Source organism: Alistipes onderdonkii (genome assembly GCF_025145285.1).
Taxonomy (GTDB): Bacteria; Bacteroidota; Bacteroidia; order Bacteroidales; family Rikenellaceae; genus Alistipes; species Alistipes onderdonkii.
This window is the reverse complement of sequence record NZ_CP102251.1, coordinates 3,269,092-3,294,052: the sequence shown is the minus strand read 5'-3', so window position 1 is coordinate 3,294,052 and position 24,961 is coordinate 3,269,092. Positions and strand designations below refer to the sequence as shown.

The window sequence follows — 24,961 nt, the reverse complement described above, 5'->3', positions numbered from 1 at the left end:
GTTTATAAATAGATCACGCACCCCAGGCCGACATGGTTGTTATTCCGGAGAATGGAGTTAAACAACATTTCAAACCTGTATTCGGCAAAAAGAGCCACTTTCGGGCTTAGCAACATTTCCGGCCTTATCCCGACCTCGTATCCATACACGAAAGCCTTGCTTTTCGCCAGGTACACAAGATCGCTTTTCGCCTTGGCTTTTTGGTAGCCGATCGTCCCGGCTGCGATCCCCAGGAGCGAGAATTTCCGTCCTTTCAGGGCGTAATAGGCCAACTCCGGGCCGACCGTCACGGTGTTTGCCTTTACCAGATCCCGGTTTAGATTCCGGTAATTAAGGTTTGCCCCCACCTTGAAAGCCTTGTACACCTTGTTCGAGGGCTGGAACAAAGGATGGGAGAACTGGGGCGGAAACCAGCAGTTCGACTACCTCGAACCCTATGCGGATTTCGATCTGGAGCGAATAGCCGCCTATGCCCGTGAAAAGGGCGTGCAACTGTGGATGCACAATGAAACGGGAGGAAATATTCCTGAGTACGAAGCCGTCCTGGAAGCAGCGATGAGGAGGTATGCCGAACTGGGGGTTCACACGCTCAAAACGGGATATGCAGGGGGATTCAAAGGCGGTTACCTCCATCATTCGCAGTATGGAGTGCAGCACTATCAGCGGGTCGTGGAAACGGCGGCGAAATACCGGATCATGCTCGACGTACACAAGCCGATAAAGGAGACGGGGATACGACGCACGTGGCCCAACATGATGACACGCGAAGGGGCGCGGGGCATGGAATGGAACGCATGGTCGGAAGGGAATTCGGCAGAGTATCTCACGACGCTGCCCTTCGTGAGGATGCTGAGCGGACCGATGGACTACACTCCGGGAATCTTCGACATCGACTATTCCACAGCGAAGGCCGACAAGGGACGGATCGAGTGGAACGGGCCCAACGCGGAATGCTGCATAAAGACCACGCTGGCACGGCAGATAGCAAACTGGGTGATCATATACTCGCCCCTGCAGATGGCCGCAGACCTGATCGAGAACTACGAAGGGCATCCCGCATTCCGGTTCTTCCGCGACTTCGACGCAGACTGCGACTGGTCGAAGGCATTGCAGGGAGAGATCGGCGACTATATCGTCGTTGCAAGACGGGCCAAAGACAGACACTTTCTCGGGGCAGGAACGGACGAGAAGGCAAGGACGCTCGTGCAGAAGCTCGACTTCCTCGAACCCGGAGTGACGTATACCGCGACCATATATGCCGATGCTCCGGATGCGGGGCGCAATCCGGAGGCATACCTGATCGGGAAGCGGGCGGTGACGGCACGAGATACCATACGCATCGAGATGGCTGAACGGGGCGGGCAGGCAATAACTTTTATTCCGGCAGAGAAATAGAAGATGCCGGTGGCACGGGGAGGCCACGACGGAAAGCCGACAGGGAACAATGAGAAACGGGATCTGATCCATATCAGACCCCGTTTTTCGTATCAGGAACGATGTCGTCTTTTTTTACGCCTTTGTTGCATCTGCCGTTGCTGTTCTTCATAAGCCTGCGTGTCGGCCAAATCCAATACCGTATCGACAATGCCAGAAATAGGATTGGCGGCATGGTTTTGCACTTCATGTTTCTGTTCCGCCTGTCGTTCTGCAACCTGTTGCGTCTCTTTCGGAGCCGGATACAATTCATTGAAAACATTGGCCGAAAACTCTTTTCCCAGCACCGATCCGTTGGCAACGATGCCTGCGTTGTGGTCGATGAAGGTCGCACCGTAAATCCTTCCCACGGGATTTATGCGGAACACGACATCGATACCGTCCGCTTTCAACAGTTGCCGAAACTCTTCCCTTGTATTGTCCGGGCTCATGGCGTCTTTGACTGTTTGCCGCAGCCGGTCGAGTGTCCCGTCCTGCTTCAACGCGCTCTTCGACCGCTCATAATACTTTTGAAGGGCCTTATAGCCGACATCTTTTCCGATACGGCTCGATTTGAACGGCGTGCCGATACCGTAGCCATCGTCGGTCATGGCACCGTAAATCACTCCGGCATAGTCCCGTCCGTCGACGGTTCCCGTACGTTCCTCGACCGAAACATTGAGCAGCTCCAACAGGGTGCGGAATTCTCCATACGACGAGCATTTGTAATTTCGCAGACACGACCGGGCGACGGACGAAATCTGTTGCTTGACATTCCCCTCGGAATAATTCACCTTCCGCAGGCCCTCCCTGTCCGTCAGTCCCTGTCCCTTGACGCTCGGATGCAGACCGTATTTCCGCTCCAAGTCACGCAGAATCTCCATCGAGCGCCGGGCCTCGAAATCGTGCGGGAGTTTGCGGCCCTGCTCATCGACACGCAGTGACACGATATGGAGATGCTCTCTGGAAATGTCCTTGTGCTTGAAAACGATATAAGGCTGTTCGCCGTAACCCATGCGTTCCATGTACTCACAGGCGATTTTCCGGAGCTGTTCGTCTGTCAGCCTGTCCTCCGGTGAAGGGTTCAGCGAGGCATGGAAAACCGTGTTCGTAGTCCTGCGGTTGGCTTCGAGATACGGCATGAAGCTCTCCATGCAGGCGTCAATGTCAAGGCGTCCGCATTTATCGTATGGTTCGAGCATCTTCTGCCAGAGGAGCACTTCGGCTTCATCCTTATCCACTTTCTCCTTGTTATAGCGCAAAGCCCCACCGGGCGAGGAGCCCGATCTTATATTCGCAACCACTCCTTAGCCTGTTTTGCGAGGTTGAGAATCTCGATACTGAGGGCTTTCAGTTCGCGGGTTCGCTGCTCCAGCATAGCGATCTGATGCGGGATAGCAACGTTGGAAAAGTGCGCGTTGATGGCTTTTACGATCTGGTTATAGTTGTTCCCGAGCTTTTGAAATTGGAAATAAAAGTCGTTCAGCCGGGCGATGAACTGCACCTTCGAAGGGTCGCGTTTGACGACGACGAACTCCTCGTTGAAGATTCTTTTGACGATAAACCGGCTGCGGTTATGCTCCAATCCTGCCTTACAAAGCATCTGCTTAAAGCGGATATTCTCTTCCGTGGTGAGTTTGAAATTATACCTGTGGACTCTGGGATCTGTCGTTGTCGGGCGTCCGATCCTCTTTTTCGTGGTTGTCATCAGTCTGGTAGTTTAAGTGGCGTGACTCGGGAACGCCACCCAGCCTCGCAGAGCGAGCACCTTTCGTATGCCGAAAAACTTTTCGGCATACAAAGGTACAGCTCGCTCGCCTCAAGTGAGGCGAAAAATCCGCGCCGGAGAATCTCTGACCGAAATTTCGAAAATCCTCCATTACGGCTTCCGGGGTCGGGTCTGTTCCCGGTGCAATATTACAACCGTTTCGGGGCAAAAAAAATCCATCGGTGCGGACTGGAGCGGACTGGAGCGGACTGGAGCGGACATCGGAGCCGGGTTGGAAAATGAAGATGTATATTGCGGCAGAAAGAATTATTCGGATAAACAAACGGATGATTAAGTCGATATTTATCGGGTTCGCTACTCAATCAAACAGACGATTCGATAAGGAAGCGGAGAAGAGCAGAATTAAAAAAATAAATATATAAATAAACCCATATATGTACGATAGTTTATCGAAACAGACATCAATAGAAAACATTACCCATATAAATAATTCTTAACATATTCAAATGATGGAACCTGTAAACATTTCAATCTGCAATCAGAAAGGCGGCATCGGAAAATCCACATTCACGGTATTGCTGGCCAGCTACCTGCATTACACTTTGGGGCATGACGTTCTTGTCGTGGACTGCGACTATCCGCAATGGTCGATCCATGCCCAGCGCGAACGCGAACTGGCAGTCGTGGAGCACAGCGACTACTACAAGCTGATGATGGTACGCCAGTTCAAGGCTACGGGTCGGAAATTGTGGCCCTTGCTGAAGTGTATGCCTCCCGAGGCTCCCGAAGAGGTGGAGCGCATCCGGCAAAACGGTTATCTGCCGCGCGTAATTCTCTACGACCTGCCGGGAACCGTAAATGCCGGGGGCGTGATCCGGATACTTTCCTCCTTAGATGCCGTCTTCATTCCTTTGAAGGCCGACAAACTCGTCATGGAGAGTTCCCTTACGTTCGCACGGGGAATAGAGCATGGATTCGTTCAGGACAAGGACACCTCATTGCAGGCCGCCCATCTTTTCTGGACGATGATCGACCGTCGGGAGCGTACTCCTCTTTACGATCAGTATGAGGCGATCATTCATAAACTCGGATTGTCGCTCATGGCGACGCATGTTCCCTACCGTTCGAAATTCAACAAGGAACTGCTGCCCGACGGCTCGGGTATCTGTCGTTCGACACTTCTGGCTCCGGAGCGCATCTTCGCCCGCGAAGCGCAGATCGAGGCACTGGCGGCAGAAATCCTCGAAATCCTTAAAATACGATAATTATGGCCAAGAAACCGAAAATCGAAGTCGACGAAGACCTCATGCGCCAGATGATCGCCGGGCAGGCGCCTCTTACCTCGAAAGTCGTCCGGCGAATCCCCGACGACGAACCTGAAGATACTCACGATGCGCCCCGGGAGACCCCGGATGCAGAAGAACAATCGCCACCTTCGGACGACGGGTCTGAATCCCGGCATCGGCGAATGATCCCCGCACCCGATTACGAACGGACTTTTCTCGCTCCGGCAAACTTTGACAACAGGGCCTCGCTGTATGTCGGTACGGCAACCAAGCGCAAACTTCTGGAAATATTCAAAAGAATCGGCGGGGAGCGTCTGACCGCAACAGCCTATATAGACAATATTCTGCGGTATCATATCGAAGTTTTCCGCGAAGAGATAAACCGCATTTACAAAAAACGCAATCCCAAAAATATCGTTTAACAATCCAAAAACTTTCGAATCGTGTATTACGATCTTTTTTCCGAGCCGCACCTATTCGGTATTCCGCCCCTCACGGCACTGCTTCTTGCATCAATTTTTATTCGGAGGCTTCCGGCTTTTTCCTTACGGCAAGCTGCCATGACAACCTCATCCCTTCTCCAGCCTGCGGTCGCAACCGAAACACCTGCCATTAGGATTCCTTCGGCGGCAGCCTGTCTTAAAACCATGACGAAAGCAGCCTCCTCCGGGCAGGGCATTGCCGGCACTGCGCATGTAAAACCCGGCGGTGCGGTGGCAAAGGCGCCGAAATCCCGGCGTCGGAGGACTGCCGTCCCCTATTTCGAACAGACCTTTATGAACTTAATGGAGATCAGGCAGCGTGCAGCACTCTATGTCAGCATCGGAACCAAACGTAAAATTCTGGAAGTCGTAAAGAAAATCGGCGGGGAGTATATGACCGCAACTTCTTATGTCGAGAATATCCTGCGGCAGCATCTCGAATTGTATAAAGACGATATCAACCGCATTCACAAAGAGCAAAACACAAAAGAACTTTTATAATGATGAATATGCTCGCAATCGTAATCAGCCTGCTATGTGCCGGCTTCGTACTTTTCCAACGACATTTTTTCGGTCTTCCCGGACAGAGTCGGGAGAAACAGTCCAAACCGGGGACTTCCAGATCGGAGCCACCACATGCCAAGTCCCTGGTTCCGAGTTCCGAAATTCTCGTGTCAAAATCCTATCGGAGCGGACTGGAGCGGACTGGAGCGGACTGGAGCGGACATCGGCACCGCCCCGGCAGGCGGAGATGCTATATTTGCCCCGGTTTCGGAAGAGAAGTCCGCGATGCAGGGGTGGAACACCCTTGTCGTGCAACCCCCGATCGGCGAAGACGGCGAACTTGCGGAGCCCGAAGCTCCCGCCGACGCCCGCTCTCTGCTTCCGGCTCTCCCCGCCAGAGCAGAACTCCGCGATGCGGAGGTTCATGCGATGCTCGGAGAGCTGGACTTCGGAGAGAGCGCCGTCATGGGCGACGCCACGGCCGAGGAGCGGCAAGCCATCGCCAACTTCGACATCCGGGCCTTTGCCTGACACGTAAACGAGAGACGACATGAAATGTGAAACGGCCCGTCGATGAAACAATGCGATCATGGCCGTCCGGATCAATCGCATTGTTTCATTTCACAAAAATATAATAATCATCTCAAAATCTCGTATAATTCACACACGAGGTTAGAATATTGTTTGCAAATTCATTCGATTTATTGGAGGGGCATAACTAAAATAGAGCTGTTCGCAAATGGTTATAGTAGATATTGCCCGTTGTCAATCATCCATAAGTTCTGGGGGGGGGTATTGTCAGTGGTAGAGTCTTTCTAACGGGGATGTATTCCTCCGCCATGCCATATGCCTGTTACTAACCAAAATTCATAATGAAGCAACCACTCCGAGGCCCACGGGACAATGGTGTCAGCAATCATCTTGTCGGGGGTCCATTCTCGCGCTGGACCATAATAAAGACAAAGCTGTTGCTTGACATGATCATAGACATGAGGCAGACGTTGCGCACCGTCTGCCAATGCCAATGGTTTGGGTGATACGACGTACACCTTGGGACTTTGCCCCAAGGTGTACACGATTTTTATCTCGTAAGCCAAGCTTAACTCTGAAGGTTGCAACGTAGTTTTCCATATCAGTCGATTCGTATGGATATCCATATAATTCGTAGAGTTGGGAAAGTAATGTTTCAACTTTCCCAACTGGACACTCAATGGAATAACCCGATTACTCATGATTCCCGAAAAAATGGTGAGCCTTGGCCGACACACTACCGGCAGAGCCCAAGATACCGCTGCCCGCAGCCATCTTCATCGTCCCGGATTCTCTTAAGGATCTTGCCTTCTCGGCCAGGGAATCAAATCCTTGAGAGACAGCTTGTCGTCCAAAACGGGGCATCATGGATTCTGCTATCACATGCATACCGCGCAACTGCAGAATCAGCGACAAATCTTTTCTGACCTTTTCCAGCCACTTATAGAAGTTATCTTGACGCTTAGGGTGTTCGATCCATTTGTCAGCAAAGTTTTCCTCTGGATTTACGGGATTTTCCACTTTCTTGATCGTTTTGCCGCTTTGTGGATCAAACTCATTGAGTATGTACTTATCCATATGTATAAGAATCGTTTGCAAGGCTTCGGTAATCGCACCTTCTCCCTGATATGCTTTTGCTGCAAGGGTTGTGATGATGATGGAGACGGGTTTATCTTCATCTCCGGCAAACATGATGTCCCGGTGTCGCTTGAGAATCTGCACGGCCCTTTGCAATGGAGTTTTGTTGGACTGATATTTCGGAACCGCTCGTACCGATTCCGCCAGCAACATCATTTTTTGCCGATCTCCTGCTGTTGCCCGTTGAATAAACCAGATCCCATATCCAAACGGATTACTCTTCATCCAGTTTTCGGGTGAAGGATCATACCTGTAATTTGCGCTCTCCTTGTCGGTAATGCGAATGGCAAGATTATCCAGTTCACGTATTGCCCCCAATGAAGCTGAAAACGAGCGCTCCATCACGGTCTTATAATCTTTCGCAACCAAACACGGAAGGATGTCCATATGGTAGTTGGACTCCTGAGCATATTTCAAGGTCCAGCATCTACGCCCCTCTTCATCAAGCATTCTTTTATAGGTTTCATGATCTTTCAGCCTGTTACCCACCTTATGCTTCAGATCATATTGTGTCCACGAAGCGCCTTTTCCTGTGAGTTCGCAGACAAGGTCTATATCCAGATCATCCTGCTCATTCAAGGGTCGAATCATCGTGCCCAGCATAAATGATCCTTGGGCTCTGATGATCGGATTATAGGAGACCAAAACCGAGTCCGCCTTTGCCAACCAATCACCAACGGCCCGATAACTGCGAACCGCGGCTTCATACTGAGTCTCCGTAATATCCAAAGACTCGCTAAGGGCATTGAAAATGCTGTCGAATTGTTTTACCTGTTCTGTATTCATATTAATCAATTTGAATCGTTTTATAAAAGCCTTCACGTCCTTTATTCTGGTCGTAGATGGTCAAGGGCATATCCGCTTTAGGCATCCAAACTCGGCCAAACTCGACTGCGGCAGCAACGGGCATAACCGGAAATACATGCAGTTCCGTAAGGCCATGGCGGGCTTTGATAGTGTCCAAGGCCCGTCGGACACATTGCCGAAACAGGGAGAGCGACGCCTCATTTCTGAGACTGTCATTGTTGGGGTCTGGAATCGTGATGCGCCATATACCCACTTCGTCTCCCAACACCCTGATGATTCGTTCATCTTGCACCGTAGCGCTTAATCCGATCACTAATGCCGGGATTCCGTTACGCCGTGAAGGCTCGATCAGTTCAATTTGCCAGACCGGTCCATCATCAAGCCATTTCCACGTATTAGGTTCTCTGTGCTTCTGATAGACCCGCACATTTTGCAGATCATTGATCATGGTGCCAAACTTGATCAGCAGTGGCTGAGGAGCCAATGCAAACACCGAATAATGCTTTGCTTCGCCTCTGCGCATTCGTGGCAGGATCTGTTCTTTCACTTGTTCACACAGATTGGTTTCTTCTGCATTCCAATAGGCGTCGGAGCAATCGGTCATGGACGAATTCTTCAATCCTATTTCAATTGCCGTACTGCTGGCCGGATAAAAGTTCGGCGTTAAAGTCCGACATGCCTCGGCATAGCTCAACGGTGAAGCGTGTTTCCCGATATTCGCACCGTAAAGGATGATCTCCGACTCTTTTTCCGGAGCTATAGCTGTAATACGGGCGATACGTTCTTCGTGTTTGCGCTTCATCTCAACCAATCGATCTTCGGGATGATTGGCAACATCCTTGTCAATTAAGGTGTGATGCGGATCGCAAAGCAGCATCAGGTTACTTATTTCATTGGCCAATTTTTCAGAGCGTTCGGGGTCTCCTCGAGGCCCGTCGAGGCTATCCGCCACAATATGCGCTATGTATGCTTTGTTGTACTTCTTTTTCGTGAGTATATCCATGTATAGGGGCGTATTGCAACCCTCATACTCACAACGTCCTCCTGATATTGCCCAAAGGAGGTTTTGATTCTTCACTGATATTGGTGTTTTACTCATGCTTTTTTATTTTAGTATACAGAAAAGCGTGACAAAATACTATCTTTGTAGAAAGTGTCACGGTTTTCAGTATATTTTATAAGAGTGGCAGCATGATTGCAGATGGAGAATATGTCCCAGACCTTAAAAATATAAGCGACGGTCAATTGTTTGCACTGATTGCCGCCAAAGATGATCTTGCACATGCGGCATATCGTGTGTTATATGACCGATATGCACAATTAATCTGGTCCTTATGCTGCGACGCTGGCAGTAAATTGGTCCGCCGGAATAAAGAACAATTTGTCGAGGAACTTTTCTCGCAGACCATGATTAAAATATACGTTCATCCAACCTACGATCCTATCAGAGGAAAGGTTTCGACCTGGATCTCCGGCATCGCCAGAAACACGGCATTCGACTTGCTGAAAGAATGGAATGACCACACACAAACCACAGTCGAACCGATACCCGAATTTTCTTCGGAGGAGGATGAGTCTACGACATCATCACCCCTGCATTTATTGCTAACTCAGGCTCTCGAAATGCTATCCGACCGGGAAAAAGACATATTGTTGACATACTTGATGTATGAGGATGGAACCAAGTATTTGCCTGGAACTGTTTTACAGGAGCTCTGTACAAGACATGGAATAACCGCCGACAACGCACGTCAAATAAAGTCACGGGCCATGAAGAAGTTACGTCAACAGATTCAGCTGTTGGAAATGGACAAATGATATTAAAGATGGAAAAGAAGCGTCAAACAGATGAGGCGTATATTAAAGACCTCTTGAAATCCACGGGATACTTATTCCCTGAAACAGACGAGCAGATGTCCATTTATGAGGCAAATGTAACGCTCAGAGAGTTACCCGAAAAGTTCCGCACTCCGGAATTTGTCTTTAACGCCGTACAGAATCAACGATCCTCAAAACATTGTACCGACATGGATAAAGCAATCCTCGCCGGACATATCATCAATACATGCAACATGAAAGATTTTGGAAGAGTAAAATTTCAAAAATTGCTTTATTTGGTTGAGCATGTATGTCAGCTGAACCTGCGCTCCAATTACATACGACAAACCGCAGGTCCATACGATGGAATCCTGCTCAAAAGAGTCGAGACGATGTTGCAGCAATATCATTTTTATGATATCTCTCAACAGCATACCGACAACAAAGCTGTGCAATATATCCCCTTGTCGTCTGCGGAGGAGCTTGACGATCTGTTTCGCAAGAATTTTCCGACCGAATGCGACATGATTGATACCTTCCTATTCAAATTCCATAAAGCAACAATGGAGCAATGTGAGATTGTTGCAACGCTTTATGCCGTATGGAATAATCGAATTATTCGACAACAGGAGATCACAGATGAATTATTGAAGGCAGATTTTTTAGCTTGGGATCCTCATAAGTATAAATATCGGGATCGCGTAATGAAAGCCTTGATTTGGATGAGAAAAGACAATATTATTCCGGTTGGTTGGGGAGACATTGTTGAATAAGGATAAAATGAAAATAAGGCAAATTTATGTTATATAATTTGAGACGACTTACGAGTGCAGCAAGCACATCTTTATCGGACAGGTATCACCGAATAGGATGATGGACTTCCCCAAGTAAATCACGACAATAAACTCTCCCTTGATAACAATTTACTCGTCCTCGGTTTCGGTGGCGTGCGCTTTGAAGCAGATATTTGTCTTGTTGCCTGCGGTGCTGTCGTAATCCCAAAGTCTGTTCGCGATCATAAATAGGAACTTTCTGAATGATTCACCCTCTGTAACTGCTCTCTCCAAGGTACTAGCCGCGGTTTACCGAGATTCCCGCGATATTCGTACTCATCGTTGATCTCACTTAAATAGGCCGTTTCTGGCATATTGGCAGCATATGCGTATCTCGGAGAATAGGTCGCGCGTGTGGTAGGAGAATCCCCCAATCACAGTGCTCACGCTTTTGCTGGAAAAGTAGTCGGTCATCGGGTTACTCTCGTCATTTCTCAATCTGGTAACGATCATGGCTTTGCGTCGAGGGACAGGATTTTCGCAAGGTGCTTGCGTCCGGTAGAGGATTGTTCGTCGGCTCGCTTGCGTTCAGCCTCGGCGTAGACTGTTATCATCGAGTTCAACAACAACGGGGGAGCGATCCCGGCCGAGGTCGCCGAAAATATCTTTACCCCCTTCTACACGACCAAGCCCGACGGCTCGGGCATCGGGTTGAGCCTTTCGCGGCAGATCATGCAGCTCCACGGCGGATCGCTGCGTCTGACAGGCAATACCGACCGGCGGGTTACTTTCACCCTGCAAATCGGATAAGAGAGCGTGTATCGCATTCAAGGCCATCGACTGTAACAAAAAGAACAATTCCAAGAAGATGGACTTGCTCTTTTTGTTAACGGTTGTGTGAAGAATTAACTTACCTTTTGTCGATTGTCTGCATCGACTTGCACGACAATCATCTTGCGCTGTGGACGGTAAAGCAGCCATTTTCGAAAGGCTTCGGATTCCATGGTGCACACCCGAAACGATAGAGCGGCAATCATTGCCAAATTGTAGAAATCTCCACATTCGGTAAAACGATGGGTACAATACTCGCTCATTTGCTTCGTCTTGTAGATTGAACGAATATTGCTGTTGATGGCTGACACAAAACTCCGAACAGTCGCGCAATTTGCGATTGCGTCATCCAGACCGTTCCATCTGATGAAAGCTCGATGGTCACGTTCCCGTTTTCAATGCTCAATGAGCCGAATTCGTTTGTTATGACTGTTTAGTTTTGTGGTTTACTGAAGCAAATGTAAGAATTTTTTTATATTGCAAAAAGATTTCGTCTTACATGGAAGTTAATTCTGCTACCCAAAATGGATGGAGAGCTACTTTATTTGTACGATAAAATAGCGATCTGTTGGGGGAGGAAGATCCTAAAAGAAGAATCAAGAAAGATATTATAGTTTCTTGATTTTTGGGTGCAAAATTGGGCGTAAATCTTATAACTACTTGATTTACACCCTTGCTGGCGGTGCGTATGGGTCTTGCCCTTGAAAACATCGGGCAGCGGGACGGTCGTTCCGCACATATAGCCGTCTTCGGTAGTTCGCTGGTCGAGCTGCCGCAGGTCTATCGCGCTGCCGCGGATCGCTATGACCTGATAGAAGTCGATATTGGTCTGCTCCCAGCCCCACGACGAGTAGAGGATGTCGCCGACGCGCAGCGAACGTCGGAACTCCTCACTCGACCGCGCTACGGCTTCGTCATGGCGCCGGAAGCGCTCGGCCTCCTGCCGGATACGCTCCATAGCCTTGTCGTATTCTTCCGGGGTGTGGGCCTTGTAGACATACCGGGGGGGGCGCTTCATCCCCGGTGTCCATGCCGCGATACAGCGGCCGTTACGGCCCTGAAACCGGACAAGCGAGATGTTATAGATCAATTCGGGAGCGAAGCCCGTCCCCTGCGCGAGACGCGCGGCGTTCTTGTTGATGCGATAGGTTTTCATTGTATTTCGGATTTAGGGTTCGTTTCTTCTTCGACGATTTGGAACTTGTCGGGATTCCAGCCCTTTGCGAACAGCGCGGCCTGCGCGTCGAGGACGCTCGGAAAGATGCGGCGCCTCTGCCGCGAAAAAGAGATGTATCCGACATAAATACGCCGCACAGGGCTTCTTTGATATTCGAGGTGGCAGCGGCACGGAACGGGCCGATAGTGCAGGAAGCCCCGCATGCGCAGCAGCAGGCCACGTTCGTACTCCTTGTCCTCGCGGCAGCGTTCCCACGCCTCGTATTTGTCGATGCCGTCGGTCAGCAGCGTGTAACCGACAGCCCGGTCATAGCGGGTTCGGCCCTGCCAAAGGCCCTTGAAAAAAGCGACAGCAGTTCCAGTTCGAGCGTCGGACGGCCTTTCGTGCGCAGCGTTTCTGTCAGGGATACGACCTCGTCGTAACGGAAGTCGAGCGGGCGGATGTTGTTCGCCGCCATGCGCACCATCACCCGCAGGTCGGGGGTAATAGTGATACGTGTTATAATCTGATAGCTCATAATGATATGCAATTAAAAGACCGCAGCTTTAGGGCTGCGGCCTGATTTGACAATACGTGAAGTGTCGTGTTATTTCGGATTGGTCGTGTCCCGGAGCTTCAATCCGAAATCGCCGCAGGCCGTACGCAGATCTTCGCTGAACTTGCTGCTCTCGCAATAATAATCGCCCATCCGTCCGGCCAACTCCTGCAGATCGCTGTCTGTAATCGTCGCAGTATCGTATCCGTGTCTTTCGAGTACCGCACGGTTCAGAAAGGCGATGTCGAACTCCGCATTCGGATCGTCCTTGTTCGGAACGCTTTGCAGCTTCTCAGCGGTGAACCTGTAAATCTCGTCGAGGAACTCCTTCTCCGTCCAGTCCGTATCCTCATGCTGCCGGGAGAACTCGTCGCCCCAGGCAATGAGCGTCGCGGCCGTATCGCGGGAGTTGTCCGAGGGCCGGAATTTCCTGCGCCCAGCTTCATAGGCGATATCGACCAGCACCTCGGCATAGTCGCGCAGGGACACATTGCCCGGAAGCGCTGTGGACTGCCTTTTCATAAAGGCAGTAATGGCCTCGGCATAGATCCGAAGCTGCAAACGGTCGCGCTCCGCGGCGGCTTCGTCGCGGTTCAGCCCGAATTCCGGGGATTCATGGCCATCGAGGAAGTTCTGCAATTCACCCAGCCGGAAAACGTCGTAGCGCGTAGGATATTCCGGCAGGCAGCGTTCCACAAAATCTTCCGTAAGATCGCTTGTCGTCTGCGGCGCAGCTTCGGCGGACGGGATGAAATCGTATTCTTCCAGCCATTCGACGATGCCTTGCAGGGTATCGCAGGAGAGATTTTCAAGCGCAAGCGGGAAATCATCTCCATCCCCGCCGTCCATCAGGCAGACGGGCGTCAGCCCGTCCTCACAAAATTCGAGGGAGATTACATTGCGACAAAGGCCGTCGTGTTCGATTGTAAGAGGCGACTCATAATACTCCTCGTAGGCGAGGCCGTCCGTATCTGCCAGCCGCTCGCGGTCTATCGCATCGGCCTGATAGGTTCCCATGCGCCCTTGCCGGCTGGCGATGACCGAGCGGATCACACCGATCTGATAAGTGCGCAGTTTTTCGAGTGTTTCTTTGTTTTTAATAGTCATAGAGAATCAAGTTATTTATAAGAAAATTCCGGTCTGACGAAATAGCAGACCGTGGTGTGCCGCCCGTGATCCTTGACGAGTTTTACGGGTTGGGGCGCGTTGTAGATGCGCCGCTCTGTAACGGGAGCATCGAGCACATCCCACCCCTCTTGCGATACGGCGGTCTGCTCATCCCGATAGCACCAGACGATGACGGATTTCGGGCCGGGAGCCGCAAATACGGTTCCTTCGTAATCGGAGAGAAAACGTTGGAACTCCTCCTCTGTCCGGAACGAAATGCAATCGCCCCAGTAAAGATCGCTGCTTCGGCACTCCGTATCCTTGTAAAGGCTGATCTTGCGCCATTTCTCGGTCGAGAAATCGCCGTAAAGCGATTCCGGTTCCCGGTATTCCCACAACGGCACCTCGGCGCAGAACCGGACGACTCCGTTGCCGCAGGCGCCGCAATGTCCCCAAGCACAGAAATCCCCCGGCACAGCACCGGAAGGCTTCAGCTCTTGCGGCATCACGGCTGTAAAAGGCCCGCCGCTGACCGCGCAGCCGATGCCGCCGGCTGTCGCCCACACGAAAGGCACGTAAGGGCACAGGCAGATCGAGCGCGTTCCATCTTCACGGACAGCCTCGATCAGGGCATTGCCGTGGAAATCACCGTGGCGCGTGGTATAGCGCACCCGGTCGCCGACCTGCGGGACACGTGGGTTGCGGGTACGTTCGATATGACGCACCAAAGCATTGGCGGCATCTACATCCGCCTGCGTCAGGTGGTGTTCATGGTCGTAAAGCGTATTCATCGACAGCAGCGTTTCGCAGCTGTACCGATCTTCGGCTTTGGATTGTTGCATATTGCTGATAATGAAAGCGCCGCGGCCTTTCGGCCGCAGCGCAGGTTAAACGATCTGTTTTACGTGTTTTAGGCCGCTTCGGCCGGAATCGCTCCCGGGGTTTCCGGCTCCTGTTCGCAGGCCAGCCGTTCGGAGATCATCCGCGCGGCACGGTTCACGTCCGTGAGGATGTCGAACAGGTAGGTCGGCTCTTTATGGAACTCCGCCAGCCAGTCCTTGATATAGGCGGCGCTCTCCTCGCGGGGCGTCGTGGCAAAGCCCAGCATCGCACCGCACAAAGCCGCCGTAAGTTCGGCGACCAACTCTTCGCGGATGTAGTCGGCATCTCTGTAGCAAGCGCCAAAAGGACGGTTCAGACGCTCCGCATGCCCCGTACTGTGCGTGACCTCGTGAAGAAGCGTGGTCAAAAGGCCGCACTCTCCGGAAACTGCCGTTTTTCGGGGCAGACGATCCGGTCGAGCGTCGGCGAATAGGACGCCCTGTTGCCGGATCTGAGCAGGATGGGACAGAGCCACGACTGCTCCGCCAGCATCCGATCGAGCACCTCGCATGTCAGACCGTCCGAGTAGTCTTTCTGTTCGGTCGGTGTCGTAAGCGAGGAATATCGCTCCGGATGCCGCTCCTGCATATCCGTCTGGTCGATGTTGAAGACCGGGTAATAGCGCATCACGGGCAGCACGTCGTATTGCCGCCGCTGCTCCTGCGGCAGGCGGTAGTATTCCGCCAACTCAATCTTCTTACGGGTCTCTTTGTGGCGGATATAGAGTTTCCAGAAGAAGACCGGAAACGAACCGGAGCCTTTGAGGATATTCAACCCCTCTTCCTTGGCTTGTTTGAAGGTCATAAAGAGCGGCGTACGGTAGCCTGCGATCTCCGAGAGGAACAGCAGCATCAGGATATTCCCGCCCCGGTAGGGCGTGCCGCGCAGGTTGCGCGGGAGTCCGTGCGCAAGATCGGCGATCCACGGCTTGCGCCACGTTTCGGTAAGCGTTTCCATCTTCTTTATCATCAGCTCCGTCAACTGCGGAGCGATCTTTTCAATCAGATTCTTGTTCATTGTTATAGTAATATAAAGACGGAGCAGGCATGACCTGCTCCGTCGGTTGGACATTTCGTTCGCGCTACCGTTATGCCGCCGTTTTCATCTCCTCCGGCATCCGGGTATCGGGTTCGATATCCGGGTCCATCGGAATAATCAACGGCTCCGGCGACGGCTCTGCGTCGGGCATCTCGTCCGGCAGCAGATCCGGGAGTTCCTCGGGCTCGAAGTCCGGAGCCTCCCGCATCGAGACCGCCATCTCCTCGGCCTCGGCCTTCGCCTGCAAGGCGTCAATCTGCTCCTGAAGCCGGGCTTTGCGCTTTTCGTATGTTTCCAGATACTGTTGTTGAACGGCTTGGCTCTGTTCCGCAAAGTTCAGATCTGCAAAGCGGCACATCATTCCCGTCAGGAGCGTTTCGTCCGTACAGCGGTACTCCGGAGCCGCCGAACGGAAGTAGTCCACCAGAAACGCACGGATCAGCGCCGCCTGCTGCTTGGCCGTAATGCGTCCCGCAGCGGCGAACTGCTCCTCGTCGGTCAGGTAAGAGCCCTCCTTGGGCCGGAAACCGCACTGACGGAGTTTCGAATCGCTCATTACGCGCTGCATCACGGCGTAGTAGAACATCTGCTGCTCCTCTTTCTGCAAGGGCTTGTTAGCAACCTTCACATCGAGGAAGACACGCTTCATATCGGTCGTGATATGTTCGTAGCAGATTTCCCGGTAGCGACGCTCCTGTTGGAGCAGTCCCTCCAGCGGCGATGGCGGGACGACGGAGACAAAAACTTTGCGTTCATTGGACTGTCCCTCGTTTATTGTCACTTCCCGCTCTTCGTCCTCGATCTCTTCGTAGCGGAACTCGATATCGAGGTTGCCGATGATGGCGTATTTGCGCACCCGTCCTTCCGAGATGTCGAACTCCAACCGCTGAGTTTCTTCGGCAAACGCCGCCATTTCGGCTTCGTACTCTTCCTGAGCCTCGGAGAACTCCTCTTCCGATTCGAACTCTTCGGCCTGCGGAGCGTCGGGCATCTGAGGGCCTTTGTCGTAGTGATAAACGCTGTATTCCAGCTCTTCGACGTGATAGCCCTCCTGTTCGAGCGCTTCGAGCACCGCGACGGGCGTCGCGCCGTTCGTCGCCAGCGTCGTACGCGGATCGTCCTTGAGGAGTTTCACGGCCTTCAGTACGAGGTACTCGTCATTCTTGCGGAGCATGCACTCGCGGTTCTGGCAGCCTGCGCAGCCGTCTGCACATTCGTCCTTGAACAGCACCTGATTGGCCGTGTTGTGCTGGCAGGAAAGGCACTCCGTCTTATCGAAGTTATAGCTTTCCAGCTTGGTCATGTAACGCTCGTAGAGACGCCGGGCGATCTCCTTGATCCGCGCCGTCTTCCACGAGTTGTAGCACCCCTCGGCGAAATGATCGTCGTAGACCTCCTGCTGGATGTCGGCCGGATATTTGGCGATCTCCGTAGCGACGCCCACCGAAATCTCCTCCTTGTCGAGCATCCCGGCCAGGGCATCGATCAGCTCGCAGAGTTTCAGTCGCGAGCGGATGTAGGCTTCCGACTTGCCGAACTTGCCCACGAGGCTCTCGATCGTATGCCGTCCCGACTGCAGGGCCCGCTTGTAGGCGGCGGCCTCCTCGCGCGGCCGCACGTCCTCGCGCTGCAGGTTCTCCGTGATGGCGGCATCCTCGGCCTCGGCGTCCGACAAATCCCGTACCAAGGCCGGGATGAATTTCAGATTCGCCATGGCCGCGGCCCAGTAGCGGCGCTCGCCGTAGACGATCTCGAAGCCCTCGTCCTTCGGACGCACGCAGATAGGCTGCAGTACGCCCGACTGTTTGATGCTCTCGGCAAGTTCCAGCAGCGTATCCTCACGGAAGTTCTTGCGGGGATTGTAGGTCGAATTGACGATCTTGTTCAGATCCAGCAGCCGGACATCCGTCTCGGGATGGACTGCCGGTTGTTCGGCAGGACTGGTTTCTGCGACAGGATTCACAGCTCCGATATCCGTTGCCTGCGGTTCGGCGGGTTTCATGTCGGGACTCCCGGCTGCAACCGGGTCTTGCGCTTGCGCCGCAACGGCCTCGGAAACGGCCGGCGTCCGAACTGCGGTCTTACCGCTCTGCTTCGATTTCGAATTTGCTTTCGCAGTCTGCATAACATGTAACAGTTTTTACCGTGTGTCTCACGTGTTTTCTGCTCGCACGAATTTTATTGTTTTTATCGCGCAAGCAATGAATAATATGTTATGAGGCTTTATATCCCGAACGGATCGGTTGCCTCGGGAAGAGTCATAAGCCCGCGGCGCAGGCGCAGGGACGGAAAAATACCGCAGCCCCGGCGAGGATGATTTTTCCGCCCCGGAGCCGGAGAGGGAGGCCCGGCCGACCGGCCCGGGATTATCTTTCCCGGGGCAACCGGCAGGATAGGTAATTTCCATTTATCTTTGCCGTGACAAACATCGGAAGCAGCAGCTTCGATGTCATATTGAAACCCGTCATTTCTGGGTATAATCGGATCGAAGCATCCGGCAATATCCTGCATTCGGTCGGATTCATCTCCGTTTCCGGTATATATCTCCGGAAAATTTGCCGGTTCCATACGAACTGTTAATTTTGTAATAGATTCAGTTTATCGGAATGCGTAAATCGGTATTCATACTGCTAACGGTTTTCATGGCCTGCCTGCTCTGCAAGGAGTCGGAGAATATGCCGGGCACCTCTCGGAAATTCATGGATGAAACATTCCTAAACCGTGGGGAGGAGAATTTACTTGCCAGGCAATGGCAATGTGAATATATCTATTCCGATTTAAGTTTCACCAGTGTCTTGCCGGAGGCCAAAAAGACACGCTCGACCGTATCCATGTTCCGGCACGGAGCCCATGGGCGCTTGCGTGCCACGGTTTTATCAATGTGTTGCGTCACATACGGGATTTCGGGCGTCGCAGGACTCGCAGCAAGGGTACACGGAAAAGGTTTCGTGGCCGGCCTACATGCCGTAGACTATTACGTCTATCGCCTGCACCGGCTCATTATTTAGCCATATGGCAAGAAGACTCGCAAAGGCCGGGTAAAAACATGGAATGTCCGGAAAACGGGAAAGTTGTATGTCCTGTTTTCGGGGGAATAAAATGCCCGGCTGTCTCGCGCTCGAAATTCGTTTTTTATACGTGTCGCCCCGATGCATATACGATAAATATCGCTCCGGACGGCTCTGTTCTTTCGGAGAATCCTAAAGATGGAGATTTACGATGTACCGATATGCTGACGCGTTCCGTTGTTCACGACGGAATTTTTTATGTTTTGAAGAGAGCTGTCGTGATCTCACACAACGGCCTGTACGGGTAGATGAAAAGTGTCTTTGGAGGGAGTTTTCGGTATTCCCATATGACGGTATAAACACTCCGGACACCGTTTCCCAACAGTATCCGGAGCTGACAAAATTGTGCTTGCGGTATTTTGCACAGGATAAAAATACGGATTCTTTTCGAAAGCAGCAAGCCGTGCCCCGGTTTTTCAGCTTCCGGCGGTTCATCCTCGAGAATTTGCGTTTCTTATATCGCCGCCCGTTTTAGCAATTTTTCCCGCGGGCCGATATTCGGTTTGTATATTTTAATAGACCGAAAATAATTATTTTGGAGTCCTGAAAAACATAATCTCCGAAAGCTGTATGGTAGAATTGGATAAAAGCCAAAAGAAAATTGCCCGAACACTCATAAGCCGGGCCTTGGAGCGTGAATGCTGTACCTTTCTGGCGAAACTCAAACGACTCCTGCAGGATGAAAAAGCGCAGTCCTGCCATGAGAAATATTTGGAAATATATAAGAGCATACAGACATTCGACAAAGATATAAGTCGTCAGTATGACGGTCTGAACGGCTCCCGCTATGCTTTGACGGTATTCAGCCTTTTCTATAACGGAATCCTTACGGAGAAGGATCTCTCGGAATTCGACGACAGAACCCGGGAAGCGTTCTTGGAGCACAGACGGCAGTGGAATCTGGAGTTGTAAGCCGGCAGCACGGACATATACCGCATATGAACCCGGCATGCAGAACCCGAAGGAGCCTCGCAGAAAAATTCTTTCGGGAATGGAATGCCGTGCACCGAGGGAACCGGCCGAAAAAAATAGCATCACAAAGCTGTTTTTGTGAAAAAATATCTATTTTTGGATCGTGTTAAACTACTAAATTCCATACGACCATGAATGAACTGGTAAAGACTATCGACGAGCTGTATGCGGCATTCAAGACCGACGCAGAGCTTCAGGCGGGAAAAACAACAAAGCTGCGGGACTGCGCGCCCGTAAGGTGTCGCTGGAGCTTGAGAAGAAACTCAAGGAATTCCGGAAAACGTCGCTTGCGGCAGCTGCCAAATAGCTCGTTTTCATCGCATGACGCAGGGTGTTCTTTCGAAGGACACCCTTTTTGTCCCGGCGGTTTCGGCCTTACCGGCGGAGGAAATGACGGCAGCCCTGTCGAAGATTCAGCCCCGGAGTTTCCCGTCGGTCGTCAGGGAGGGATTCAACCGCTCCCGAAGGCTCGTATTGCGTTTCAGCACGGACACGTTGCGGACGGCATAAGCCAAGGCTTTCGCAGCACCGATCAGCACGCAGATCTTTTTGGTTCGGGTGATACCCGTATAGATCAGGTTGCGCTGGAGCATCACATAATGGGTCATCAGCACCGGCATGACCACGATCGGATATTCCGACCCTTGGGCCTTGTGGATCGTCGTGGCGTAGGCCAGCGTCAGTTCGTCGAGTTCCGTGACATCGTACTCGACCTTCTTGCCGTCGAAATCCACCGTCAGCATCCTGTCCTCCGTATCCACCTCACGGATATAACCCAGATCGCCGTTGAACACCTCCTTAGCATAGTTGTTGCGCAACTGCATCACGCGGTCGCCCTGTCGGTAGGTGTAGCCTCCGCGGCCGAGGCTCGGCCCCGAAGGATTCAATGCCTGCTGCAACAGCAGGTTCAGGTTCGCGGCGCCCACGACACGGCTGTCATTGTCGAAATATCGCACGGCCAGTGCCGCCATCTGGCGCGCCGTACGGTCGGGGATCAGGTATTGCGAAGCATAGACGCCCTTGCGGCGCTGCCTTTCGCACATTACGTCATAGGGCCAGTTATCGACGCCGTAGAGGAATGGCAGGTCATTGTGCTGCTGCCAATAATCGAGAATCTCCGGCAGCGTATCCGGCCAGTAGAAATTGCGCCGCAGATAGTAATTCTGAAGCGCATAGCGTTTTGTGATTCTTTCAAAGATTTTCATTGGATCAGGTTTTAGGGTTACTCTTCTGCCGCTGCGCCGCAATCCAGTCGGGATTCAGCGTCATACGCCAATCGGGATCGCCATTGCGGTAAGCGAGAAGTTGGGCTGCGTAATCGTGAGCCTCACGGGAATTTTGGGCCCGATAATGAAACATCCATTTCTGACCGCATCGGGGACATTCCCAGACGACCATCGTACCGGCAGAGGTCTCGGCAAGGCCCAGCATACAGGGCACTACGTTATAGTGCGGCGGTTCGAAACCACATTCATAACAGGTATAAATACCGCGGTTATAGCGTCCCTGCGGCGGAACGCGCAGGGACAAAGGAATATCGATCATATAAGTATATGGTTTAGGTGTTCGTATCTTCAGGCGAAGCCGCGACTCCGTCCTCTTGGCAATAGTCGAATTTCATCAGCTTTGCGACACGGGCGTACTCCTTATCGTAATACGTATCGTATTCCTTTTGATATTCCTCCTTGTAATGGGTTCCGCCGTCGGGATCGTCGGGGTCATCGGCTTCGACGAATGTTTCGAAAGGTGCACCGTGTGCGTTCAGCAGCCGTCCGACGGCCAGATCGCAGGCAATATCCATAATCGACGCGTTGATCGCGTCCTTATGGTTACGGTAATATTCGTGTAAATTCATGGTTTCGTTCATTAAAATGTTCTTGGTTTGAGTTATTGTATTTCTGCGGACATCAGGTCGGTGTCCGCAATGCAGATCGGGTTTGTTCCGGGTATTCATTGGGCAGACTCTTTCCGGATTCGGATTTGCTCCTCTGCGAATTGTCTGTTCCACCACGCCTCGCAGGCATCGACAAGCATTTGATACTTCTCTTCGGAAGGTTGTCCATGATGCAGTTTCCGTCTGCGGCCGAGTAAATCATAACCGTAGGATCTCCATTATTGTTTTCTATATCCAGTGGATATTCCGTTCCGGGAATTTGATAAGCAACATCTTCCTGATAGGTCGGATCGTTTGACAGTTCGTCGAGTTGACCGTCTGCACACAGCTCCTTGATCTTCTGGACTGCCGTTTCGAGATTCTCGGCTTCAAAACTGAAATACCGGCAATCTATGACAGTAATTTTTTGATTCCGATAAAATTCATAGCGTTTCATTGCGCGATTATTTGAGGTTAATACTTCGACACTTCCAGTCCTTTTTTCGTCATGCTCATCGAGAAGCCCGCCTCATGGAGCTGTTTCAGTACCGAAGCGTTGCTCTCATGGATAAGAAGCGGATAGACTTGGGAGTAGTTGTCGGCGATCGGTGTGTTGAACGACACCGTGATCCGGTTGTTCCGGGTGATGATTTCCAGCGCACGCCGGAAATCGGATTCCTGCATCTTCATTTGAATGTGTCTTTAACGTTTTTTGAATACGGGACGTAGTTCGCACGGAAAAACTTCGGCTTCCGAAGCCGAAGAACAAATCCGGATGATGTCATCGTCAGAGGGTTCCTCCACGTCGTCATTACCCGAACAGACGACACAACAACCGGACATTTCATAGTCGGGATCGCTCCGGAAGACACGCTGCCCGGGGTGAAAGACCTGCACGCGCGGCAGCTTCTCCCCGTCGAGGGTCTCCGGAAGAGCGATTACTTCCCGAACTGCAAGCCGGGGATGTTTGTCGAAATGCCAGTCTACCTCGGATTCTTCGCCGAGAGTCGTTTGAATCGCACTCAGAACCGTTCCGCATTGTTCGGAAACAAGACGTGCGGCTTCCTTGCCGGAAGCCGCACGCAGGGTAAAAGCCCCGTGGAAGGTATAACAGACCTTCAGTTTGAATTTTCGTCGCATAATGTTTAAGAGTTATTGTTTTCAGACCATTCGTCGACTGTCGTCGCGTCATAGATGCCGTACCGGCGTATTTCAGCGGACGCCTGTCCTTCCCGGAGCAGGGGCTGCCGGGAGACGAACGTTCCGGTGAAGTTTGCCAAAGCCAGCGGAACGAGCCACTGAAAATCGCTGCCACGGCCGCCCATAACCTCGCACGAGTGAAAATCGGCGGGAAGGGTTTCGGAATCGAGCCGAGATATGGTGAAAAGAGCCGGGATGCCGTTGATCTCAGCGTCGCGGAAATCCCTGATATCCGCGAAAGGAATGGATGATTCGTATGCCATGATATGGAAATGACGCCGCCCGCTCGTTGCGGAGCAGGCGGCAGGTTATTAAAGAAAGATTCGGTACCACGCTCCGAGCAGGTAGACGTTACCTTCCACATAGAGCGAGTATAAGTCCGTAGAGACAATCCGCAGGAACAGAGTCCTGTCGCCGTGCAGTTTCCCGATCTGACGCCGGAACGCCTCGGCGGGAAAGGGTTTGCGCGAGATGAACCGTCCGCGGATCTCTGCCTCCGAGGGGAGGTATTCGTACAAGCGGTAATTGAGCGCCAGCCAGCGAAGGATTTTGCGGCGGGTTTTCGCATCGTCCGTCCGCAGTGTGAAACGGTTGAAACAAAGATTGTTCATCGTAAATCGGAGTTAGTTCAGTGACAAGGCCTGACAGAAATAGTCCGTATAATCGAAGTCCAGTCCCAGCCCAGAACAGGCCGTTTCAAGATCGCCGTAGCACAGAGCCCCGGCATCCCGCAGTTCCCGCAGGTTGCGAAGTTCCGCGGTCAAATATTCCTCGGCGCGACGTTCGCCGCAGCGGCACGCAGTGCAGATATTTTCGATAATAATGTTTCGTTCCATAGTCGTTTAAGGTTTAGGTGTGAATTTATTGTCGGAGAGTGCAAGGAAATCGTCGAGCGTGCGGCACCGATAGTCCAAAGAGATCTTTTCGCTGTAATCCGTCTGCCGGATATCGAAAGTATAGGTCAGGCCGTTACGAATGATCTGGCCGTGACTTTTGTCATGAACCCAAACCACATCGGACAGAGCCTCCAACCGGTTGCGGTACCCGGTCATTTTGCGTTCGTTCTCCGCATCGATCCGTTCGAGATTCCGGAAACCCTGCGTGAGGTATTCCACCCAGTCGTCGATCTTCTTTTTGGTGAAGACCCCGATACGGTTCGGAGCGGTTTGTTTGTCGAAAGCCTTGCCGTAGGAGTAGTTGTCCGCATATCGGAAGAACGACCAATCGAATCGGAGGTCGTAATAGGGTTTTGGATAGAAATATTGGCGGACGAGAAACAGGATGCCGTTTCTTCGGAAACCGGTGCACGCCTCCTCGAAATAGTTTTTCAGGCTGTCCTCGGCATGTGTAACACGGTAGAACAAGGCTGCCTCCGGAACGAACTCCTGCACTGTTTCCAATACGGCCGATGCGCTTTGAATAGCCCGCTCTACGTTATCCTCGGCATTGGCGAGCAGCAGCTCGTCGAAGGTCGACTGATCGATCCACTTTCTCATCGCCGGGCCGCCTGCCTGCGGCAGGATTCAGTTTCCCGCAGGTCGTCGTTCAACGTCGGAATAAGGATCGTACACTCGGCATCGGGTCGTCCGAGGAAACATTTCACCTTTACCGATGCCTCCACGCCGTCCCGGGCGTAGGTCTTGAAACGGTAGTCGTAACCCGCCACCGCAATCTCGAATTTCTGATTCTTCATATTCGAAATGGATTTTAGTTTGACATAAGGCCGGCAGATACCCGTTATGAAAAGTGAGAAGCCGGCTTCGGGGCGGGATATTCAGCGACGGCACGGACAAGGCAA

29 protein-coding genes and 5 pseudogenes are annotated in these 24,961 nt (G+C 52.0%); 10 read left to right on the top strand and 24 right to left on the bottom strand.

Features of this window, described 5'->3' with window-relative positions; genetic code table 11:
* Positions 1-2: 2 nt before the first annotated feature.
* Positions 3-365 (bottom strand): conjugal transfer protein TraO, encoded by a 363-nt coding sequence (locus NQ559_RS13565; RefSeq protein WP_018697531.1) that lies wholly within the window; start codon positions 363-365, stop codon positions 3-5.
* A gap of 1 nt (position 366) precedes the next feature.
* Between NQ559_RS13565 and NQ559_RS13560 the strand changes: the two are divergent.
* Positions 367-1,395, top strand: a pseudogene (locus tag NQ559_RS13560) (glycoside hydrolase family 97 catalytic domain-containing protein); the annotation flags it as partial.
* Between the two features lie 92 nt (positions 1,396-1,487).
* On the opposite strand, the gene mobB reads toward NQ559_RS13560, so the two are convergent.
* Together mobB and NQ559_RS13550 are read right to left on the bottom strand one after the other, a co-directional pair.
* Entirely contained in the window at positions 1,488-2,717 is a 1,230-nt protein-coding gene (gene mobB / locus NQ559_RS13555; protein WP_259802844.1) for a conjugal transfer protein MobB, read from the bottom strand.
* Positions 2,702-3,121: a plasmid mobilization protein gene (locus NQ559_RS13550; protein WP_087401837.1), complete on the bottom strand. Its 420-nt coding sequence runs from the start codon at positions 3,119-3,121 to the stop codon at positions 2,702-2,704. Before NQ559_RS13550 ends, mobB begins: the two co-directional genes overlap by 16 nt.
* Positions 3,122-3,648: 527 nt before the next feature.
* Between NQ559_RS13550 and NQ559_RS13545 the strand changes: the two genes are divergently transcribed.
* The 4 genes from NQ559_RS13545 (at position 3,649) to NQ559_RS13530 (ending at position 5,945) form a co-directional block, all read left to right on the top strand.
* On the top strand, positions 3,649-4,407 hold the full coding sequence (locus NQ559_RS13545) for a ParA family protein (protein ID WP_018697559.1): 759 nt from the start codon (positions 3,649-3,651) through the stop codon (positions 4,405-4,407).
* Positions 4,408-4,409: 2 nt separating this feature from the next.
* Positions 4,410-4,850 (top strand): DUF3408 domain-containing protein, encoded by a 441-nt coding sequence (locus NQ559_RS13540; RefSeq protein ID WP_018697560.1) that lies wholly within the window; start codon positions 4,410-4,412, stop codon positions 4,848-4,850.
* Between the two features lie 21 nt (positions 4,851-4,871).
* A complete protein-coding gene (locus NQ559_RS13535; RefSeq protein WP_018697561.1) occupies positions 4,872-5,411 on the top strand; it encodes a DUF3408 domain-containing protein in 540 nt (179 codons plus the stop codon).
* A 135-nt stretch (positions 5,412-5,546) separates the two neighbouring features.
* On the top strand, positions 5,547-5,945 hold the full coding sequence (locus tag NQ559_RS13530) for a hypothetical protein (protein WP_018697562.1): 399 nt from the start codon (positions 5,547-5,549) through the stop codon (positions 5,943-5,945).
* Between the two features lie 284 nt (positions 5,946-6,229).
* Here NQ559_RS13530 and NQ559_RS16120 read toward each other — a convergent pair whose 3' ends face one another.
* Genes NQ559_RS16120 through NQ559_RS13520 form a run of 3 tightly spaced genes read right to left on the bottom strand, consistent with a single transcriptional unit; the run spans position 6,230 to position 8,892 of the window.
* The gene (locus NQ559_RS16120; protein WP_055205013.1) at positions 6,230-6,646 is read right to left on the bottom strand and encodes a type II CBASS E2 protein; all 417 of its coding nucleotides are present in this window, start codon (positions 6,644-6,646) and stop codon (positions 6,230-6,232) included.
* Positions 6,639-7,868: a nucleotidyltransferase domain-containing protein gene (locus NQ559_RS13525; RefSeq protein WP_026318700.1), complete on the bottom strand. Its 1,230-nt coding sequence runs from the start codon at positions 7,866-7,868 to the stop codon at positions 6,639-6,641. Before NQ559_RS13525 ends, NQ559_RS16120 begins: the two co-directional genes overlap by 8 nt.
* 1 nt (position 7,869) lies before the next feature.
* Positions 7,870-8,892 carry an SAVED domain-containing protein gene (locus tag NQ559_RS13520; protein ID WP_018697565.1) on the bottom strand — a complete coding sequence of 341 codons (1,023 nt, stop codon included), beginning with the start codon at positions 8,890-8,892 and terminating at the stop codon, positions 7,870-7,872.
* A gap of 188 nt (positions 8,893-9,080) precedes the next feature.
* Between NQ559_RS13520 and NQ559_RS13515 the strand changes: the two genes are divergently transcribed.
* The 3 genes and pseudogenes from NQ559_RS13515 to NQ559_RS13505 form a co-directional block, all read left to right on the top strand.
* On the top strand, positions 9,081-9,707 hold the full coding sequence (locus NQ559_RS13515) for an RNA polymerase sigma factor (RefSeq protein WP_018697566.1): 627 nt from the start codon (positions 9,081-9,083) through the stop codon (positions 9,705-9,707).
* Between the two features lie 8 nt (positions 9,708-9,715).
* Positions 9,716-10,480 carry a hypothetical protein gene (locus NQ559_RS13510; RefSeq protein ID WP_211210450.1) on the top strand — a complete coding sequence of 255 codons (765 nt, stop codon included), beginning with the start codon at positions 9,716-9,718 and terminating at the stop codon, positions 10,478-10,480.
* Positions 10,481-11,086: 606 nt separating this feature from the next.
* A pseudogene (locus tag NQ559_RS13505) lies at positions 11,087-11,290 on the top strand (ATP-binding protein); the annotation flags it as partial.
* Positions 11,291-11,852: 562 nt separating this feature from the next.
* Here NQ559_RS13505 and NQ559_RS13500 read toward each other — a convergent pair.
* The 7 genes and pseudogenes from NQ559_RS13500 to NQ559_RS13465 all read right to left on the bottom strand — a co-directional run bounded on the left by NQ559_RS13500 (position 11,853) and on the right by NQ559_RS13465 (position 18,618).
* Complete coding sequence (locus NQ559_RS13500; protein ID WP_259802837.1) at positions 11,853-12,467, bottom strand: hypothetical protein; 615 nt, start codon at positions 12,465-12,467, stop codon at positions 11,853-11,855.
* A 301-nt stretch (positions 12,468-12,768) separates the two neighbouring features.
* A complete protein-coding gene (locus NQ559_RS13495; protein WP_259802836.1) occupies positions 12,769-13,005 on the bottom strand; it encodes a hypothetical protein in 237 nt (78 codons plus the stop codon).
* Positions 13,006-13,074: 69 nt separating this feature from the next.
* Positions 13,075-14,130 carry a hypothetical protein gene (locus NQ559_RS13490; protein ID WP_018697547.1) on the bottom strand — a complete coding sequence of 352 codons (1,056 nt, stop codon included), beginning with the start codon at positions 14,128-14,130 and terminating at the stop codon, positions 13,075-13,077.
* Between the two features lie 11 nt (positions 14,131-14,141).
* Positions 14,142-14,972 carry a DUF4121 family protein gene (locus tag NQ559_RS13485; protein WP_018697548.1) on the bottom strand — a complete coding sequence of 277 codons (831 nt, stop codon included), beginning with the start codon at positions 14,970-14,972 and terminating at the stop codon, positions 14,142-14,144.
* A gap of 68 nt (positions 14,973-15,040) precedes the next feature.
* Positions 15,041-16,029, bottom strand: a pseudogene (locus NQ559_RS13475) (ArdC family protein).
* A 70-nt stretch (positions 16,030-16,099) separates the two neighbouring features.
* A complete protein-coding gene (locus NQ559_RS13470) occupies positions 16,100-18,175 on the bottom strand; it encodes a ParB/RepB/Spo0J family partition protein (RefSeq protein ID WP_018697550.1) in 2,076 nt (691 codons plus the stop codon).
* Positions 18,176-18,273: 98 nt separating this feature from the next.
* Positions 18,274-18,618: a hypothetical protein gene (locus NQ559_RS13465; RefSeq protein ID WP_154654086.1), complete on the bottom strand. Its 345-nt coding sequence runs from the start codon at positions 18,616-18,618 to the stop codon at positions 18,274-18,276.
* A gap of 1,070 nt (positions 18,619-19,688) precedes the next feature.
* Between NQ559_RS13465 and NQ559_RS13460 the strand changes: the two genes are divergently transcribed.
* A complete protein-coding gene (locus tag NQ559_RS13460; protein WP_015545962.1) occupies positions 19,689-20,030 on the top strand; it encodes a hypothetical protein in 342 nt (113 codons plus the stop codon).
* A 191-nt stretch (positions 20,031-20,221) separates the two neighbouring features.
* A pseudogene (locus tag NQ559_RS13455) lies at positions 20,222-20,397 on the top strand (BF3379 family histone-like protein).
* Between the two features lie 106 nt (positions 20,398-20,503).
* Here the strand turns inward: NQ559_RS13455 and NQ559_RS13450 are convergent.
* From NQ559_RS13450 to NQ559_RS13400, 11 genes and pseudogenes are all read right to left on the bottom strand, one after another.
* A pseudogene (locus NQ559_RS13450) lies at positions 20,504-21,019 on the bottom strand (ATP-binding domain-containing protein); the annotation flags it as partial.
* 280 nt (positions 21,020-21,299) lie between these two features.
* Positions 21,300-21,635 (bottom strand): hypothetical protein, encoded by a 336-nt coding sequence (locus NQ559_RS13445; protein WP_229096103.1) that lies wholly within the window; start codon positions 21,633-21,635, stop codon positions 21,300-21,302.
* Between the two features lie 13 nt (positions 21,636-21,648).
* Positions 21,649-21,945, bottom strand: coding sequence for a hypothetical protein (locus tag NQ559_RS13440; RefSeq protein WP_026318695.1), 297 nt, complete (start codon positions 21,943-21,945; stop codon positions 21,649-21,651).
* Between the two features lie 52 nt (positions 21,946-21,997).
* The gene (locus NQ559_RS13435; protein ID WP_018697553.1) at positions 21,998-22,420 is read right to left on the bottom strand and encodes a hypothetical protein; all 423 of its coding nucleotides are present in this window, start codon (positions 22,418-22,420) and stop codon (positions 21,998-22,000) included.
* Positions 22,421-22,437: 17 nt separating this feature from the next.
* Positions 22,438-22,653, bottom strand: coding sequence for a hypothetical protein (locus NQ559_RS13430; protein WP_018697554.1), 216 nt, complete (start codon positions 22,651-22,653; stop codon positions 22,438-22,440).
* Between the two features lie 12 nt (positions 22,654-22,665).
* Positions 22,666-23,103: a hypothetical protein gene (locus NQ559_RS13425; RefSeq protein ID WP_018697555.1), complete on the bottom strand. Its 438-nt coding sequence runs from the start codon at positions 23,101-23,103 to the stop codon at positions 22,666-22,668.
* Between the two features lie 5 nt (positions 23,104-23,108).
* Positions 23,109-23,426: an LPD28 domain-containing protein gene (locus tag NQ559_RS13420; protein WP_014775032.1), complete on the bottom strand. Its 318-nt coding sequence runs from the start codon at positions 23,424-23,426 to the stop codon at positions 23,109-23,111.
* A 48-nt stretch (positions 23,427-23,474) separates the two neighbouring features.
* Positions 23,475-23,774: a hypothetical protein gene (locus NQ559_RS13415; RefSeq protein WP_244062002.1), complete on the bottom strand. Its 300-nt coding sequence runs from the start codon at positions 23,772-23,774 to the stop codon at positions 23,475-23,477.
* Between the two features lie 12 nt (positions 23,775-23,786).
* Positions 23,787-23,999 carry a hypothetical protein gene (locus NQ559_RS13410; protein ID WP_009596292.1) on the bottom strand — a complete coding sequence of 71 codons (213 nt, stop codon included), beginning with the start codon at positions 23,997-23,999 and terminating at the stop codon, positions 23,787-23,789.
* 6 nt (positions 24,000-24,005) lie between these two features.
* A complete protein-coding gene (locus tag NQ559_RS13405; protein WP_018697200.1) occupies positions 24,006-24,659 on the bottom strand; it encodes a hypothetical protein in 654 nt (217 codons plus the stop codon).
* Positions 24,656-24,856: a hypothetical protein gene (locus NQ559_RS13400; RefSeq protein WP_018697201.1), complete on the bottom strand. Its 201-nt coding sequence runs from the start codon at positions 24,854-24,856 to the stop codon at positions 24,656-24,658. Before NQ559_RS13400 ends, NQ559_RS13405 begins: the two co-directional genes overlap by 4 nt.
* Positions 24,857-24,961: the final 105 nt, after the last annotated feature.

Coding starts and splice junctions, on each gene's coding strand:
- NQ559_RS13550 (WP_087401837.1), bottom strand. CDS start 3,121: ATGACAACCACGAAAAAGAGGATCGGACGCCCGACAACGACAGATCCC.
- NQ559_RS13545 (WP_018697559.1), top strand. CDS start 3,649: ATGATGGAACCTGTAAACATTTCAATCTGCAATCAGAAAGGCGGCATC.
- NQ559_RS13540 (WP_018697560.1), top strand. CDS start 4,410: ATGGCCAAGAAACCGAAAATCGAAGTCGACGAAGACCTCATGCGCCAG.
- NQ559_RS13530 (WP_018697562.1), top strand. CDS start 5,547: ATGCCAAGTCCCTGGTTCCGAGTTCCGAAATTCTCGTGTCAAAATCCT.
- NQ559_RS16120 (WP_055205013.1), bottom strand. CDS start 6,646: ATGAGTAATCGGGTTATTCCATTGAGTGTCCAGTTGGGAAAGTTGAAA.
- NQ559_RS13525 (WP_026318700.1), bottom strand. CDS start 7,868: ATGAATACAGAACAGGTAAAACAATTCGACAGCATTTTCAATGCCCTT.
- NQ559_RS13520 (WP_018697565.1), bottom strand. CDS start 8,892: ATGGATATACTCACGAAAAAGAAGTACAACAAAGCATACATAGCGCAT.
- NQ559_RS13515 (WP_018697566.1), top strand. CDS start 9,081: ATGATTGCAGATGGAGAATATGTCCCAGACCTTAAAAATATAAGCGAC.
- NQ559_RS13510 (WP_211210450.1), top strand. CDS start 9,716: ATGGAAAAGAAGCGTCAAACAGATGAGGCGTATATTAAAGACCTCTTG.
- NQ559_RS13500 (WP_259802837.1), bottom strand. CDS start 12,467: ATGAAAACCTATCGCATCAACAAGAACGCCGCGCGTCTCGCGCAGGGG.
- NQ559_RS13495 (WP_259802836.1), bottom strand. CDS start 13,005: ATGAGCTATCAGATTATAACACGTATCACTATTACCCCCGACCTGCGG.
- NQ559_RS13490 (WP_018697547.1), bottom strand. CDS start 14,130: ATGACTATTAAAAACAAAGAAACACTCGAAAAACTGCGCACTTATCAG.
- NQ559_RS13485 (WP_018697548.1), bottom strand. CDS start 14,972: ATGCAACAATCCAAAGCCGAAGATCGGTACAGCTGCGAAACGCTGCTG.
- NQ559_RS13470 (WP_018697550.1), bottom strand. CDS start 18,175: ATGCAGACTGCGAAAGCAAATTCGAAATCGAAGCAGAGCGGTAAGACC.
- NQ559_RS13465 (WP_154654086.1), bottom strand. CDS start 18,618: ATGGAACCGGCAAATTTTCCGGAGATATATACCGGAAACGGAGATGAA.
- NQ559_RS13460 (WP_015545962.1), top strand. CDS start 19,689: ATGGTAGAATTGGATAAAAGCCAAAAGAAAATTGCCCGAACACTCATA.
- NQ559_RS13445 (WP_229096103.1), bottom strand. CDS start 21,635: ATGATCGATATTCCTTTGTCCCTGCGCGTTCCGCCGCAGGGACGCTAT.
- NQ559_RS13440 (WP_026318695.1), bottom strand. CDS start 21,945: ATGAATTTACACGAATATTACCGTAACCATAAGGACGCGATCAACGCG.
- NQ559_RS13435 (WP_018697553.1), bottom strand. CDS start 22,420: ATGAAACGCTATGAATTTTATCGGAATCAAAAAATTACTGTCATAGAT.
- NQ559_RS13430 (WP_018697554.1), bottom strand. CDS start 22,653: ATGAAGATGCAGGAATCCGATTTCCGGCGTGCGCTGGAAATCATCACC.
- NQ559_RS13425 (WP_018697555.1), bottom strand. CDS start 23,103: ATGCGACGAAAATTCAAACTGAAGGTCTGTTATACCTTCCACGGGGCT.
- NQ559_RS13420 (WP_014775032.1), bottom strand. CDS start 23,426: ATGGCATACGAATCATCCATTCCTTTCGCGGATATCAGGGATTTCCGC.
- NQ559_RS13415 (WP_244062002.1), bottom strand. CDS start 23,774: ATGAACAATCTTTGTTTCAACCGTTTCACACTGCGGACGGACGATGCG.
- NQ559_RS13410 (WP_009596292.1), bottom strand. CDS start 23,999: ATGGAACGAAACATTATTATCGAAAATATCTGCACTGCGTGCCGCTGC.
- NQ559_RS13405 (WP_018697200.1), bottom strand. CDS start 24,659: ATGAGAAAGTGGATCGATCAGTCGACCTTCGACGAGCTGCTGCTCGCC.
- NQ559_RS13400 (WP_018697201.1), bottom strand. CDS start 24,856: ATGAAGAATCAGAAATTCGAGATTGCGGTGGCGGGTTACGACTACCGT.